Source organism: Mycobacterium sp. Aquia_216 (genome assembly GCF_026723865.1).
Lineage (GTDB): Bacteria > Actinomycetota > Actinomycetes > Mycobacteriales > Mycobacteriaceae > Mycobacterium.
This window is the reverse complement of record NZ_CP113529.1, coordinates 2,091,226-2,104,575: the sequence shown is the minus strand read 5'-3', so window position 1 is coordinate 2,104,575 and position 13,350 is coordinate 2,091,226. Positions and strand designations below refer to the sequence as shown.

Here is a 13,350-nt window from a genome sequence, read left to right as displayed (position 1 = left end):
CCGACATGGTCGCACCGATGTCGACCTGGGTCCTGCATGTCGATCTTGACCAGTTTCTGGCCTCGGTCGAGCTGCGCCGCCATCCCGAACTCACCGGCCTGCCCGTCATCGTCGGTGGCAGCGGCGATCCCACCGAACCGCGCAAGGTCGTCACCTGCGCCTCCTACGAGGCGCGTGAATTCGGGGTACATGCGGGCATGCCGCTGCGCACCGCCGCCCGGCGCTGCCCCGACGCCACCTTCCTACCGTCGGATCCGGCCGCCTACGACGCGGCCTCCGACCAGGTGATGGGCTTGCTGCGAGACTTGGGGCACCCGGTCGAGGTATGGGGCTGGGACGAGGCCTATCTGGCGGTGGCGGCCGCAGATCCCGCCGAAGTCGCGGAACAGATTCGCGCCGTTGTCTTTTCGGAAACCGGACTGTCTTGTTCGGTCGGCATCAGCGACAACAAACAGCGCGCGAAGGTGGCCACCGGCTTCGCGAAACCGGGCGGCGTGTTTACGCTGACCGACGCGAACTGGATGGACGTGATGGCCGATCGCCCGGTCGACGCGCTGTGGGGCGTGGGTCCCAAAACCACCAAAAAGCTCGCGGCGCTGGACATCACCACGGTGCGGGAGCTGGCCCATAGCGACGCCGAGCTGCTGACGGCGACGTTCGGGCCACGGACCGGCCTGTGGCTACTGTTGCTCGCCAAGGGTGGTGGCGACGCGGAGGTCAGCGCCGCGCCATGGGTCCCGCGCTCGCGCAGTCATGTCGTCACATTTCCGCACGATCTCACTGATCGCGCCGAAATGGATTCGGCTGTAACGGAATTGGCGAGGCAAGCTTTGGATGAAGTCGTGGCCTCGACTCGCGTGGTCACTCGGGTGGCGGTTACCGTGCGCACCGCGACGTTCTACACCCGCACCAAGATTCGCAAGCTGCCGGCACCCACCACCGATCCCGACGTCATCGTCGAAGCGGCCCTGCGGGTGCTGGATTTATTCGAGCTCGACCGTCCGGTCCGGTTACTCGGGGTGCGGCTCGAGTTGGTCATGCCGGCCTAGCCGGGCCGGGCTGGGCCGAAGTGCCCGCGTGAAGATGACGTTCACCTGGCGCATCGCCACGCTGTAGGGCCACCACGCCAGCCGTTTGAAGGCATAGAGCGCCCGAATGTCCTGCGACGTGTAGATCAGGTACCTGTTTTTCGCCACTCCGGCCAAGATCTTCTCCGCGGCGGTTTCCGGCGATACCGCATGGCCGCTGAAGCGGTCGATCCACCGGCTGACCTTGGGGTCTTGCCGATCGACACCGGCGATTTCGACGGTGTCGACCAGCGGCGTCTTCACCGCCCCGGGCACCACGACCGAGACCCCGATGCGGTGCCGGGCCAGGTCGAAGCGCAGCACCTCGGACAGGCCGCGTAATCCGTACTTGCTGGCGCTATAGGCGGCGTGCCACGGCAGCGCGACCAGCCCGGCCGCCGACGACACGTTGACCACATGCCCACCGCGGCGGGCCGCCACCATCTCGGGCACGAACGTCTCGATGACGTGGATCGGGCCCATCAGGTTGATCGCGACCATCTTGGTCCACTGCTCGTGGCTCAGCCGATCGACGGTCCCCCAGGCCGACACTCCGGCGATGTTCATTACCACGTCCATGCCCGGATATTCGGCGTGGACGTCGGCAGCGAACGCCGCGACCTGGTCGTAGTCGGCGATATCCAGCACCCGGTGCACCGGCACCCGTGCGCCCAGCGCGCGGGCGTCGGCCACGGTCTGGGCCAGCCCTTCGGCGTTGCGATCCGTCAGGAACAACTCGGCGCCGTGCGCCGCCAGCAGCAACGCGGTGGCCCGGCCGATGCCGCTGGCCGCGCCGGTGATCAGACTGCGCTTCCCCGCGAAATACCGCGCGGATCCCCTCGGCGCCATGAGGTGACGATACCGCCGGTAACGGCTTAGCCGCGTTATCCGCGGTCGCCACCCCACAAGGAGTTCAGCCACAACTGCTCAAGGAGCCGGACGCGGCGATCGAGATCGTCGTCGCGGCCGACAAAGATCGGGTCGCCGGTCAGCATCAGGGAGGTGGTCCCGATCAGGGTGCGCACCAGCGTCGGGATGTCGTCACTGATGGGATTGGCGGTCCCGGCCTTCATCTCCGCCTCGATGATCGCGACGATATCGCGCAGCACCACCTCGAGCTGCTGCTCGAGCATGCTTTGGATCTCGACGTCGGTGTAGCGGGCGGCATTGCACGCGGTCATTACCGGGTCGTTGTGCGCATAGACCGCGGCGGCGCTGCCCACCATCCGCTTGGCGAACTGCTCCGGTGACTCGTCGGGCTGGCGAGGAGCGAAAAACTGGGTGAGTTCTTCAAGCTCTTGGGTGGCCTCGGCCACGATCTGGGCGAGCACCGCGTACTTGGAGTCGAAGTAGAAGTAGAAGCCGGATCGGCCCACCCCGGCCCGAAGACTGATGGTGCTGACAGACAGCTCCGCAAAAGGCCGCTCCTGCAGCAATTCACGCACTGCGGCCATGATCGCCTGCCGGTGTTTGTCGCCGCGTCGCCGCGTCGCCGGCTCGCCCGGCTCCGCGTGGCTGCTCATCCCCTGACCTTGCACCACACCACTCCAAAAGCAAACTTGACAGGCGTCAACTTTGTCCCCAAGGATAAGTGGCAAGTGACGGATGTCACCAGGCCCGGATCCGCAAAGGAGCGTCCATGCCCGCCACTATCAGCACCCCGCACTACCTGCTCGACCAGGCAAAGCGCCGGTTCACGCCGTCGATCAACAATTTTCCCGGGATGGGGATGGTCGAACGCAAGCTTCTGAACACCGAATTCCCAGCGCGCAAGCTCGCCGACCCGCCACCGGGCAGCGGGCTCAAGCCCGCCATGGGTGACGCGGGGCTGCCGATTTTCGGGCACATTGTCGAGATGATGCGCGGCGGTCCGGATTACCTGCTGCACCTCTACCAAACCAAGGGTCCGGTTATCTTTGGCGACTCGCCGGTGCTCCCGGGCGTCTCCGCGCTCGGCCCGGACGCCGCGCAGGTGGTCTACTCCAACCGCAACAAGGATTTCTCGCAGCAGGGGTGGGTGCCGGTGATCGGGCCGTTCTTTCACCGCGGGCTGATGCTGCTCGACTTCGAAGAGCACATGTTCCACCGGCGGATCATGCAGGAGGCCTTTGTGCGCTCCCGGCTGGTCGGCTACGTCGAGCAAATGGACCAGGTGGTTTCGCAGACGATCGCCAACGACTGGGTGGCCAACGACGCCCGCTTCCTGCTCTACCCGGCGATGAAGGAGCTGACCCTCGATATCGCGTCGATGGTGTTCATGGGCCACGAGCCAGGTACCGACCACGAACTGGTGACCAAGGTCAACAAGGCATTTGCGGTGACCACCCGCGCGGGCAATGCGATCATCCGGACTCCGGTGCCGCCGTTCACCTGGTGGCGGGGACTGAAGGCGCGCGAACTGCTGGAGAATTACTTCCGCGAGCGGGTCAAGGAACAGCGAGCCATCCAAGGCGACGACCTGCTGTCGGTGTTGTGCCGCACCGAAGACGAGGACGGCAACAAATTCTCTGACGAAGACATCGTCAACCACATGATCTTTTTGATGATGGCCGCGCATGACACGTCGACGTCGACGGTGACGACGATGGCCTACAACCTGGCCACCCACCCCGAGTGGCAGCAGCGCTGCCGGGAGGAATCCGACCGCCTCGGCGACGGACCGCTCGGCATCGATTCGCTGGAGAAGCTGGAGTCACTGGACCTGGTGATGAACGAGTCGATCCGGCTGGTGACCCCGGTGCAGTGGGCGATGCGGCGAACGGTGCGCGACACCGAGCTGTTGGGCTACTACATCCCCGAGGGCACCAACGTCATCGCGTACCCGGGAATGAATCACCGGCTGCCCGAATTGTGGACGGATCCAATGAAATTCGATCCGGAACGGTTCACCGAGCCGCGCAACGAGCACAAGCAGCACCGCTACGCGTTTAGCCCTTTCGGCGGCGGCGCCCACAAGTGCATCGGGATGGTGTTCGGGCAGTTGGAAATCAAGACGATCCTTCATCGCCTGCTGCGCAGATACCGGCTGGAGCCGCCCCGCCCGGGTTACAAGTGCGAGTGGGACTACGGCGGCATGCCGGTGCCGAAAGACGGCATGCCAATTCTGTTGCGGCCGCTGTGAACTCGAATACCGGCGAGCTCAGGCCAGCAGCCGATTCGCGCACGCGATCAGCGCGCGTAGCGCCGACTGCGTCGCATCCTCGCAGAGGCCCATCGCCCACTCGGTACGGATGCCGTCGCTACCGCAGATGAACGTGACGGTGCACTCATCCGAACTCATCTGATGAAACTTCACTGTCTCGATGGCGATCCCGCGCTCATGCAACATCGCGGTGAGTCCGGCGATCGGCCCGCTCGCGGCAGCGGTCGACCTGCTGAGGCAATCGCCGACGGCGAGCATCGCCCGGAAGTTGCGGGCTTGCGGACCGAGCCGCCCGCCGGACCGGCCGGTGTCGGTGCACGCCCAGTGCCCTAGCCGCAGCGGGCCGGCGGTGTGGCCGTAGGTCGCAACGAAGCTGTCCCAGGTCATCGCGACGGCCTGTTCGCGCAGGCCGCGTGGCAAGGCGACCCCGAAGTGATCGCCGAACCACGCGTTGGCGTCGCGCTGGGGCGCCGGGGGGCTCGGAGAATCCGGTGCCGGAAGGGAGAGCGGCTTAGTAAAAGGCTTCGCAAGAGGCTGTGTAACAGGCATTGTGTCGATCTTCTCTGGTCAGCAGGAGCGACCGACGGTATAGCTTCCGACCCACAGCGGGGGGTCGGTCTGGATCAGACCCCGCTGCGGGTGCTGGCTACTACGGCACTCTTCAGAAGACGCACGAGCGCGACACTAGACGCCGTTTGTCGATAGTGCAAATTCCTTCAGCGCCGGGCGGAAGTTGGACTCCATGGCGCCGAATAGGTATACAAGTGTCGAATAGCGGTTATCCGAACATCTCTCGAGCCGCATGCGGCTACCAATCCCTCAGACGAAAGTCCCTCAGACGAAAGGCGCGACAATGAAGTCGGCGACAGTCGAGAAAGCACTTGATGCGGCGGCAGCGGCCATTGGGCTGATCGAAGTGCTGCTGGTGCCGACGAGATTCTCCTCGGCCTGGCAACAGGTAGCGGCAACGGAGAACCGATAGCGCTCCGAGTACTAGGTATGCCGGCGGCCGATAGCGGGAACCCCTCTCGCCTCGGCCGCCTGCGGCTACGCAACTGGGTTAACTGCATCGATTAAGATCGTTCAGCCTTTCATGATGCTCAATTGCGTTGCGCCAGTGCAGATGTGACAAAACACAATTTTTTAACCAAATCGTGAAAAAGATCACGAAATCCGGTTTACGCGTGTGTAACAAGGGGGTATGACGGAGAGGTCATTGTCCGCAACGACTACTTGTCCCCTCTCGGAAAGGCTCGACGATGAAGTCGAAGTATGCCAAGAAGACCTTCAGAGCAGTCGCCGCAGCGACTGGTGCGGTCGCTTTGTTACTAGTACCGACGGGGTGCTCTACAGCCGCCGGTGGCACCGGCTGCTCCCTCGTTTGCGTCTAGCCAAATGAGCTAAGCGCATGCCCGCTGCGGGGTGATCCCCCCCGGGCATTACGTGTCACCCCAATTCGTACGTTCACTCAGATGTGCATCGGTGACACGTCTTCACTTATTCATTGTTTGACATGTGTGTAACAGTGCACGAAAGGAACGGTTATGAAGGGAAAGAGCACCAAGAAATCCGTTAAGGCCGTTGCGGCCGCCGCAGGCGTAGCCGCGGTGCTGCTCCTGCCGGGCTGCTCAACAGCCGCGGGCGGCACGGGTGCGCCCGTGGTCGGCGGCGGCAGTGGCACCTGCATTCTGATCATCTGCATCTAACCGTTCGGGCAAGCGGCCGGCCAGGGACCTCGGTTCCTGGCGGGCCGCCTCTCGTTCAGCTGATCGGCCGGGCCGAGGAATTCAACCGCAGGTACGCCTGAATCGTCGTCCCGGTGCTCGCGGTGTGCGTGCGCACCAGATCCGAGATGGCGTTAACCAGAAACAGACCGCGGCTGGCCGGGCCGGTCGGGCCCGGGTCCAGACGTCCCACCAGCGGATCGTCGAGCCGCCCACTGTCGCGCGCCTCGCACACCAGATGGTCGTCGTCGCGCCAAAAGGCCAGCCGGCAGGCGCCGTCGGTGTACATCAGGCTATTGGTGGCCAGCTCGGTGGCGACCAGTTGCAGATCTTCGATGCCGTCCTGGGACAGTCCGACCCAACCCGCGTAGTTGACGGCGAACGACCGCGCCGGCCGCAGGTCGGCGGATTTCCTGACCATGTATGTGACGGCACCCGGGTTAGCGGGCAGCGGCTGATTGCACTGTGCCAGCACGTCATCCGGCGCGTAGTCGGCGCTGTGTTGCAGCGAACCGCATTTCCACAGCAACGGATGAGTCGCACGGGCCCCGGCCAGCACGTCCCCGTCCAGTCGTTCCGCGTCGTAGAGACACAGCGCGGTCAGCTGGCGACCTTCAAACGCACTGTTGACCAGCGCCTCATGCTGCATGCAGGCCAAAAATTCGTCCGCACGACGACCGGGCCAGAAAATTTGGCTGACAATGCGCGCGCGCCGGTCGGCGTTCTCCTCGACAAAGGCGCCCTCCAGCGCCAGAAACCGACTCGGGTTGCGGGCCGCCTCGACGATGTCGACCAGCTGCAGTCCGGCGGTCGAGCCCTCGCCACCCAGCGCCTCGCGTAGCAAACTCAGATAGTCGCCGGGCACCGCGACGAGTACCGGCTCGTCCATCGCCAAACCCTCGAGCACGAAGGCCACCACGGCGTCCAGGTACTCCCGTTGCGAGTAATAGAGGAGCGCGGAGTGAACGAAGCCTTGACACCCGTCCTCCGTGCCCCTGATCATCTCGGCGCTCCCGCTTTCCATTACCAATGCCAACCCCCTGCTGGACCGGCCGTCCTGTCACGTACCCCCGCGCCCCATTACTCATCCCAGTACCCCGCGCGCGCGTTCCCTATGCAGGAAAGTGATCACGAACCGGCCTCGGATAGTCCAGACGCTCGTCACAGCCACCAGGAGGCGGCGGCGTCGAGATGACGCCGAACGCGGTAGCGCGCCAAGCTGTCGTCGCCGGCCACGATCGCGTCGAGAATCCGCAGATGCGCGTGCTCGACGGCAACGACGTCGTCCCGCGCCGGCGGCTCCTGCCCGGTGCTGGACCAGTGCCGACGAAACAACTCCACGATGATCCGGAGGAACAGGTCCAACAGCGCGTTGCCGGCCAGTTGCGCCAGTCCGTGGTGGAACCGCGATTCCTCGGATGCCGCCTGGCGCACATCGTCAGCGGTGTCCGAGGTGGCGTCGAGCGCGGACCGATGGGTGTGCAGGAAGGCCACCACCTCAGGCTCGGCGCGCCGTTTGACGACCTTGGCGACGTTGTCGATCTCGATGACGTCCCGAACGCAACGCAGGTCTTCGCGGCTCGGCTTTCGGAATTGCAGGTACAGCGCGATGGTGTCGATGCTGGCTTGCGCATGGGGCTTCGTGACGACCAGCCCGCCGCCGGGTCCACGGCGCATCTGCGCGACCGAGTGATATTCGAGCAGCCGCACCGCTTCGCGCAACACCGCGCGGCTCACCCGGTAGCGCTCCAGCAAGGCGGTCTCGGTGCCGAAGACCGAACCGGCCTGCCAGCCGCCGGAGCCGATCTCGTCGCCGATGGTGGCCGCCAGCCCCTCGGCCAACTTGCCGCGTGGGACGTCCCCGTCGACGGGGTCGCGTCTGCGGCCGGTTCGCACGTCGCCGCCCGTGCGCGGGTGATGCTCTTGCAGCCAGGCGTTCACCGCTTCGACGTGTCGCTCGCTCAGCGTCATGGCGCGAGCGGAATCGCCTGCGGTGACAGCGGCAACGATTTCGGAGTGGTCGTGGTGCATATAGTCGAGCGCCTCGATGGCCTCGGTTGCCGACTCGGTCCGCGACCGCAGCGCATACCGGGTGGTAAGCCTCATTAGTACGTCGATAAACAGTTGCAGGACAGGGTTTTTCGACTGCTCCGCCAGCGCGATGTGGAATTCGTCTCGCGGCGGCGGAAGACCTGGCCGCCACTGTTCCTCCGCACGCAGCACCCCGCGCAACCGCTCGATGCCGGCTTCGTCGATCCGCTCCGCCGCGAGCGAGGCGGCCAACGGTTCGAGCACCAGCCGCGCGTTGAGCAGATCAGGGAGGGTGGTGCCGAGGTATTCGAGATAAATCACCACGGCCCGAGTCGCGGGCCCCGCATCGGGTTCACTGATCAGCAGCCCGCCGCCCGGTCCGCGACGCATCCGGGCCACCTGATGGTGCTCGACCAGGCGAACGGCCTCCCGCAGCACCGACCGACTCACCCCGTAGCGCTGTTGCAGCGCGTGTTCGGAGCCCAGCGATTCTCCGACGGGCCAGCCGCGGCGCACGATGTCCGCCTCGATGCGCCGGGCAATTGTCGAAGCCAGCTTTTTTGTCCCGCCCGCGGGCGGGGTGGAGCTTACCTGAACCTCAATACTGCTCTCCCACAGTCCTTCTCAACAGCTGAGCAGCATGCAACCCGCGACCGGACCCCCACCCACGGTAACGACGGCGACCTCGGGGCGCTGCGACACCTGCCGCTCCCCCGCATCTCCGCGCAACTGCAGACATCCTTCGTGTAGCGCCCAGTAGCCGTGCATGCGCCCCGCCGAGAGTTGACCGCCGTAAGTGTTCAGCGGCAATTGCCCGTCGCGGGCGATCCGCGTACCGCCCTCGACGAATGGGCCGGCCTCGCCGTCACCGCAAATCCCCAGGGCTTCCAGCCAGGCGATGGTGAGATAGGTGAAGCCGTCGTACAGCTGGGCGAGCGCCAGGTCGGTGGGTTTCAGATCGGTACGCGACCACATCTGCGCGGTCGCATCCGACATCGCCATCTTCGGGTAGTCGTCGCGGTGGAACCACCCACCGGCACCGTCGGACCCACCGATCGCCTCCACCCGCACCGGCCGGTTCGGACAGTCGGGCCCGTACTCGGCGTTCGACACCACTACCGCGATCGAGCCGTCGATGGGCACATCGCAGTCCAGCAGCCCGAACGGCGTCGACACCGGCCGCGCCCCCAGGTAGTCGGCCATCGTCATCGGCTCGCGGTACACCGCAAGCGGATTCAGCGCGGCGTTGCGCCTGCCGTTCAACGCCAACCAACCCAGCTGCTCCTTGGTGGTTCCGTACAGCTCCATGTGGCGACGACAGTTCAACGCCAACCAGTTCGCGGCGGAATATGCTTGGGCCGCAACCAGATCGTTGATGTCGTCCATCGCGCCGACAGCGGGTCGCTCTGCGCCCTCGGCCGTTTCGAACATCCGCGCCAGCGGCGGAGCGGGCGCGTTCTCCTGCTGCTTGACCGGCACCGTGCCGCCGAGCATTTGGATGGTCCGGTACACCACCACATGCCGGGCGCGTTTTTCGGACACCGCGCGGCACGCCGACATCACCGGACTCAAGAGTCCGCCGGTGCCGAAGCCGCTGCCGCAGTCGGCCGCCTCGATCCGCAGTTCGACATTCACCTCTTCGGCAGGCGTGTCACCCAACGTCGCGATTCCGTCGATGTCTGCCGGGTCCAAGCCGGCGTCGGCGATAGCGCCGCGCACCGCCTCCATAGTCAGATCCCGCCCCGGGATGCCGGTCCGGCGGCCGATGCGGGAAATGCCGATACCGGACACGATCGCGTCTTTCTCGAAATACGTCATCTGCACCGCCCGTCAGACCGAACCCGTCGCACGCATTAGAACGAATTGAGTGTACTGTATTGCCCGTGTCAGCCGAGTCGACATCACAGCTGCTCATCGAGCATTGCGACGATTGCTCGCGCTGGGTGCACCCCGCGGCCGGAGCATGCCGCGACTGTGGCGGGGCGCTGGTCGCCCGACCGATTTCCGGACAGGGCACGGTGTTTACCTACACGGTCAACCATCATCCGTACAACCCGGAGATCCCGGTCCCCTACGTGATCGCCATCGTCGAGCTGGCCGAACAAGCCGGGCTCCGCGTAGCCGCCAATATCGTTGACTGCGAACCGGATTCGGTGGCATGCGGGATGCCGGTCAGTATCCGGTCCGAGAAGGGCGCCGGTGGGGCGCCGTTGTTCGCGCCGGCCGCCGGCCGACCAGCGCCCGCGCCGGTCCGTTAGTTGATCAGCGGGTCGCGTGGCATGCCGAGAATCCGCTCGGCGATCTGATTTCGGGTGACTTCCGAGGTACCGCCGGCGATCGCCATGCCGCGCGCACCCATAATCAGCCGACCCGGCGCCGCGCCGGCCCCGTCGACCAGTGCGACCTCGGGTCCGGTCAGGGCGGCCATGATCGCGGCGCCCTCCACCATGTGCTCGGCGAGCTTCAGTTTGGTGACGTTGCCTTCCGGGCCCGGGCCCGCGCCTTCGACACTGCGGGCCACCCGACGCAGGTTGAGCAGACGCAGTGCGGTCTCGTTGGCAAGGTAAGACCCGACCCGAATATTGCTGCCCGCCAGCCGATCTGCGTGCTGCTGGGCCAGCTCTACCAGCGCGGTCGCCAACCCTTCATAGAACGAGCCGCTGCCGCCGATGCTGACCCGCTCGTTGCCAAGCGTCGCCCGCGCGACGGTCCACCCCGAGTTGGGCGTCCCGACGACGTCTTCGTCGGGAACGAACAGGTCGTTGAAGAACACCTCGTTGAAGTCCGAGCCTCCGGTGATCTGCCGCAGCGGCCGCACCTCGACCTCGGGCGCCTTCATATCGACGATCACCGTGGTGATGCCGGCGTGCTTGCGCGCATCCGGGTCGGTGCGCACCGTGGCCAGGCCGCGTGCGCAGTAGTGGGCCCCGCTGGTCCACACCTTTTGGCCGTTGATCTTCCAGCCGCCCTCGACCCTGGTGGCCTTGGTCTTGATGGACGCCGCATCCGAGCCGGCCTCGGGTTCGGAGAACAATTGGCACCAGATCTCATCTTTGCGCAACGCCTTCTCGACGAATCTTTCGATTTGCCAGTCAGTTCCGTGCTGGATCAGGGTGAGGATCACCCATCCGGTGATGCCGTAGTCCGGGCGCTTGATGCCGGCCGCGCGGAACTCTTCCTCGATCACCAGCTGCTCCACCGCGTCGGCGGCCAGGCCCCACGGCTTGGGCCAGTGCGGCATCACATAGCCGGTCGCGATCAGCTTGTCGCGCTGGGCCTGCTTGTCCAGGGCGGCCAGCTCGGCGGCGTCAGCGTGAATCCGGGTGCGCAGTTCCTCGGCCTCGGGCGGCAGATCCAGGCTGTTTTCCCGGACGGCGCCCGCCGCGGTGCGTTCGAACACGTCGGCGGCCGGCGTGTCACCACCGAACAGCGCCGACGTCACGAGCGCCCGACGCAGATGCAAATGGGCGTCGTGCTCCCAGGTGAAGCCGATGCCGCCGTGCACCTGAATGTTGAGTTCGGCATTGCGGGCATACGCCGGAAATGCCAGTGCCGCAGCAACTGCGGCGATCAGACGGAACTGCGCTTCGTCCTCTGACGCCGCACGCGAGGCGTCCCAGACCGCGGCCGTTGCCGACTCGACGGCAACGAGCATGTTCGCGCAATGGTGCTTCACCGCCTGGAAGGTGGCGATGGTGCGGCCGAACTGCTGGCGGACCTTGGCGTAGTCGACGGCGGCATCGACGCAGTCGGATGCTCCACCCACCGCCTCGGCGGCCAGCAATGTCCGCGTCCGGGCCAGCGCCGATTCCCGCGCCCCCGCAACGATGTCGTCGGAACTGACGCTGACGTTGTCCAGGCGGACACGTCCGGAACGCCGAGTCGGGTCGAGATTCTCGGGCACGTCGACCGATACACCGGCCCGCCCGCGGTCTAACAGCAGAACGTCGTCGCCGGCCGTGATCAGCAGCAGCTCGGCGAGTCCGGCGCCCAACACGACACCGGCTTCGCCGTCGGCGATACCGTCTTTGACTTGTACCCGGCCGTCCAGGCCGATCCCCGCGGTGACGCTCCCATCGATCAGGGCGGGCAGGAACCGTGACTTTTGTTCGGCTGTACCGTCTTTGGCGATCACCGCCGATGCGATCACCGTCGGCACGAACGGCCCGGGGGCGACCGCGCGGCCGAGCTCTTCGATCACCACCACGAGTTCGGGTAACCCGTAGCCTGACCCGCCGTGCTCCTCCTCGACGTGCAGGCCGAGCCAGCCGAGTTCGGCGATGTCGGGCCAGAATGTGGGCCGGCTCTCATCGGGGCTGTCCAGCAGCGCGCGCGCCGCGGGGCGCGCCTTCTGCGAAGTCAAGAAAGCGCGAGCGACCTCGGCGAGCTCGCGATGGTCGTCGGTAAGTGCGATACCCATGGGGGACCTCCTCGCGCCAGCACCCGCCCCGCACCGTCGCCGGGTGGTTAGCCGCCCCGCTCCGAGGGAGAACGGGGCGGCTGACTAAAGAGTGTACTTATTGCGCGTGGACCGGTTGCGGGCCCCTGTCGTGGGTCTCTACTTGGGCGCGAACCGCTGTCCCGCGTCCAGCCGCAGGCATTGGCCGTTGAGCATCGGGTTGTCCACGATGGCCGCCACCAACTTGGCGTACTCCTCGGGCCGGCCGAGGCGCTTCGGGAAAGCCGCGTCCTTGGTCAGCGCCGAAGCGAATTCGTCCGGAATGCCCTTGGTCAACCCGGTGGCAAACAGGCTCGGGGCGATACCGAGCACTCGGATGCCGACCGAGCCCAGGTCACGGGCCATCGTCAGGCACATCCCGGCAATCCCCGCTTTGGCGGCGGTGTAGGCGACCTGCCCGATCTGGCCTTCGAAGGCCGCAATCGAAGCGGTGTTGATGATGACGCCGCGCTCGCCGGTATCGGGGTCTTCAGGCTCGTTCTTGGCCATGTGTGCGGCGGCCAGCCGGCTGATGTTGAAGGTGGCGATCAGGTTGAGGTCGATGACGGATTGGAAAGATTCGAGGTCATGGGGTCCCGACTTGGTCAGCGTCCGCTTTGCGATACCGCCACCGGCAGTGGTGATGATGACGTGAAGTCCGCCGAGCTTGTCCACCGCGGTCTGCAATGTTTGCTCGGTGCCGGCGAAGTCGGTGACGTCGACCGGGAGGAAGGTACCGCCGATGCCCTCGGCAACAGTCTTCCCGTCGGAGCCCTCGCGGTCGAGCACCGCGACATCCGCGCCCCGTTCGTGCAGCAGCTCGGCGCTGGCACGACCCATGCCCGACGCGCCGCCGATGACGACGACCTTCTTCCCGTTGATCTCCATCCGGACGTCTCCTTTTTGGGTTGTCAGATCCTGCGCAATCTGTAACGTTACGTAGGAACG

At 65.7% G+C, this 13,350-nt stretch carries 13 protein-coding genes; 5 read left to right on the top strand and 8 right to left on the bottom strand.

The genetic code is table 11. The annotated features are described in order from the left end of the window. The first annotated feature begins 5 nt into the window (after nt 1-5). Nucleotides 6-1,049 carry a DNA polymerase IV gene (locus OK015_RS09905; RefSeq protein ID WP_442791230.1) on the top strand — a complete coding sequence of 348 codons (1,044 nt, stop codon included), beginning with the start codon at nt 6-8 and terminating at the stop codon, nt 1,047-1,049. On the opposite strand, the gene OK015_RS09900 is transcribed toward OK015_RS09905, so the two are convergent. Continuing rightward, nucleotides 1,011-1,916, bottom strand: a complete 906-nt coding sequence (locus tag OK015_RS09900; RefSeq protein ID WP_268131053.1) for an SDR family oxidoreductase — start codon at nt 1,914-1,916, stop codon at nt 1,011-1,013. The two genes, OK015_RS09905 and OK015_RS09900, sit on opposite strands and share 39 nt — an antisense overlap. A 35-nt stretch (nt 1,917-1,951) precedes the next feature. Continuing rightward, complete coding sequence (locus OK015_RS09895; protein WP_268131051.1) at nt 1,952-2,590, bottom strand: TetR/AcrR family transcriptional regulator; 639 nt, start codon at nt 2,588-2,590, stop codon at nt 1,952-1,954. Nucleotides 2,591-2,706: 116 nt separating this feature from the next. Here OK015_RS09895 and OK015_RS09890 point away from each other — a divergent pair, with 116 nt between their 5' ends. Continuing rightward, nucleotides 2,707-4,188: a cytochrome P450 gene (locus OK015_RS09890; protein WP_268131049.1), complete on the top strand. Its 1,482-nt coding sequence runs from the start codon at nt 2,707-2,709 to the stop codon at nt 4,186-4,188. A gap of 18 nt (nt 4,189-4,206) precedes the next feature. Here the strand turns inward: OK015_RS09890 and OK015_RS09885 are convergent, their stop codons facing one another. Beyond that, nucleotides 4,207-4,758 (bottom strand): homocitrate synthase, encoded by a 552-nt coding sequence (locus OK015_RS09885; protein ID WP_268131048.1) that lies wholly within the window; start codon nt 4,756-4,758, stop codon nt 4,207-4,209. Between the two features lie 304 nt (nt 4,759-5,062). On the opposite strand from OK015_RS09885, the gene OK015_RS09880 reads away from it, so the two are divergent. Beyond that, a complete protein-coding gene (locus OK015_RS09880; protein ID WP_268131047.1) occupies nt 5,063-5,191 on the top strand; it encodes a hypothetical protein in 129 nt (42 codons plus the stop codon). 562 nt (nt 5,192-5,753) lie between these two features. Then, nucleotides 5,754-5,915: a hypothetical protein gene (locus OK015_RS09875; protein WP_268131046.1), complete on the top strand. Its 162-nt coding sequence runs from the start codon at nt 5,754-5,756 to the stop codon at nt 5,913-5,915. Between the two features lie 55 nt (nt 5,916-5,970). On the opposite strand, the gene OK015_RS09870 is transcribed toward OK015_RS09875, so the two are convergent. The 3 genes from OK015_RS09870 to OK015_RS09860 all read right to left on the bottom strand — a co-directional run bounded on the left by OK015_RS09870 (nt 5,971) and on the right by OK015_RS09860 (nt 9,782). Then, complete coding sequence (locus tag OK015_RS09870; protein WP_268131045.1) at nt 5,971-6,936, bottom strand: sensor histidine kinase; 966 nt, start codon at nt 6,934-6,936, stop codon at nt 5,971-5,973. A gap of 158 nt (nt 6,937-7,094) precedes the next feature. Beyond that, nucleotides 7,095-8,567, bottom strand: coding sequence for a FadR/GntR family transcriptional regulator (locus OK015_RS09865; RefSeq protein WP_268132588.1), 1,473 nt, complete (start codon nt 8,565-8,567; stop codon nt 7,095-7,097). 21 nt (nt 8,568-8,588) lie between these two features. Next, entirely contained in the window at nt 8,589-9,782 is a 1,194-nt protein-coding gene (locus tag OK015_RS09860; protein WP_268131044.1) for a thiolase family protein, read from the bottom strand. A 65-nt stretch (nt 9,783-9,847) separates the two neighbouring features. Between OK015_RS09860 and OK015_RS09855 the strand changes: the two genes are divergently transcribed. Beyond that, nucleotides 9,848-10,222 (top strand): Zn-ribbon domain-containing OB-fold protein, encoded by a 375-nt coding sequence (locus tag OK015_RS09855; protein WP_268131042.1) that lies wholly within the window; start codon nt 9,848-9,850, stop codon nt 10,220-10,222. Here OK015_RS09855 and OK015_RS09850 read toward each other — a convergent pair. Both OK015_RS09850 and OK015_RS09845 read right to left on the bottom strand, forming a co-directional pair. Continuing rightward, nucleotides 10,219-12,384 (bottom strand): acyl-CoA dehydrogenase, encoded by a 2,166-nt coding sequence (locus OK015_RS09850; RefSeq protein ID WP_268131041.1) that lies wholly within the window; start codon nt 12,382-12,384, stop codon nt 10,219-10,221. The genes OK015_RS09855 and OK015_RS09850 overlap by 4 nt on opposite strands. Nucleotides 12,385-12,522: 138 nt before the next feature. Continuing rightward, the gene (locus tag OK015_RS09845) at nt 12,523-13,290 is read right to left on the bottom strand and encodes an SDR family NAD(P)-dependent oxidoreductase (RefSeq protein ID WP_268131039.1); all 768 of its coding nucleotides are present in this window, start codon (nt 13,288-13,290) and stop codon (nt 12,523-12,525) included. Nucleotides 13,291-13,350 lie beyond the last annotated feature (60 nt).

Bases quoted from the DNA above. Each gene is read 5' to 3' on its own strand.
- OK015_RS09905 (WP_442791230.1), top strand. From the start codon at position 6: ATGGTCGCACCGATGTCGACCTGGGTCCTGCATGTCGATCTTGACCAG.
- OK015_RS09900 (WP_268131053.1), bottom strand. From the start codon at position 1,916: ATGGCGCCGAGGGGATCCGCGCGGTATTTCGCGGGGAAGCGCAGTCTG.
- OK015_RS09895 (WP_268131051.1), bottom strand. From the start codon at position 2,590: ATGAGCAGCCACGCGGAGCCGGGCGAGCCGGCGACGCGGCGACGCGGC.
- OK015_RS09890 (WP_268131049.1), top strand. From the start codon at position 2,707: ATGCCCGCCACTATCAGCACCCCGCACTACCTGCTCGACCAGGCAAAG.
- OK015_RS09885 (WP_268131048.1), bottom strand. From the start codon at position 4,758: ATGCCTGTTACACAGCCTCTTGCGAAGCCTTTTACTAAGCCGCTCTCC.
- OK015_RS09880 (WP_268131047.1), top strand. From the start codon at position 5,063: ATGAAGTCGGCGACAGTCGAGAAAGCACTTGATGCGGCGGCAGCGGCC.
- OK015_RS09875 (WP_268131046.1), top strand. From the start codon at position 5,754: ATGAAGGGAAAGAGCACCAAGAAATCCGTTAAGGCCGTTGCGGCCGCC.
- OK015_RS09870 (WP_268131045.1), bottom strand. From the start codon at position 6,936: ATGATCAGGGGCACGGAGGACGGGTGTCAAGGCTTCGTTCACTCCGCG.
- OK015_RS09860 (WP_268131044.1), bottom strand. From the start codon at position 9,782: ATGACGTATTTCGAGAAAGACGCGATCGTGTCCGGTATCGGCATTTCC.
- OK015_RS09850 (WP_268131041.1), bottom strand. From the start codon at position 12,384: ATGGGTATCGCACTTACCGACGACCATCGCGAGCTCGCCGAGGTCGCT.
- OK015_RS09845 (WP_268131039.1), bottom strand. From the start codon at position 13,290: ATGGAGATCAACGGGAAGAAGGTCGTCGTCATCGGCGGCGCGTCGGGC.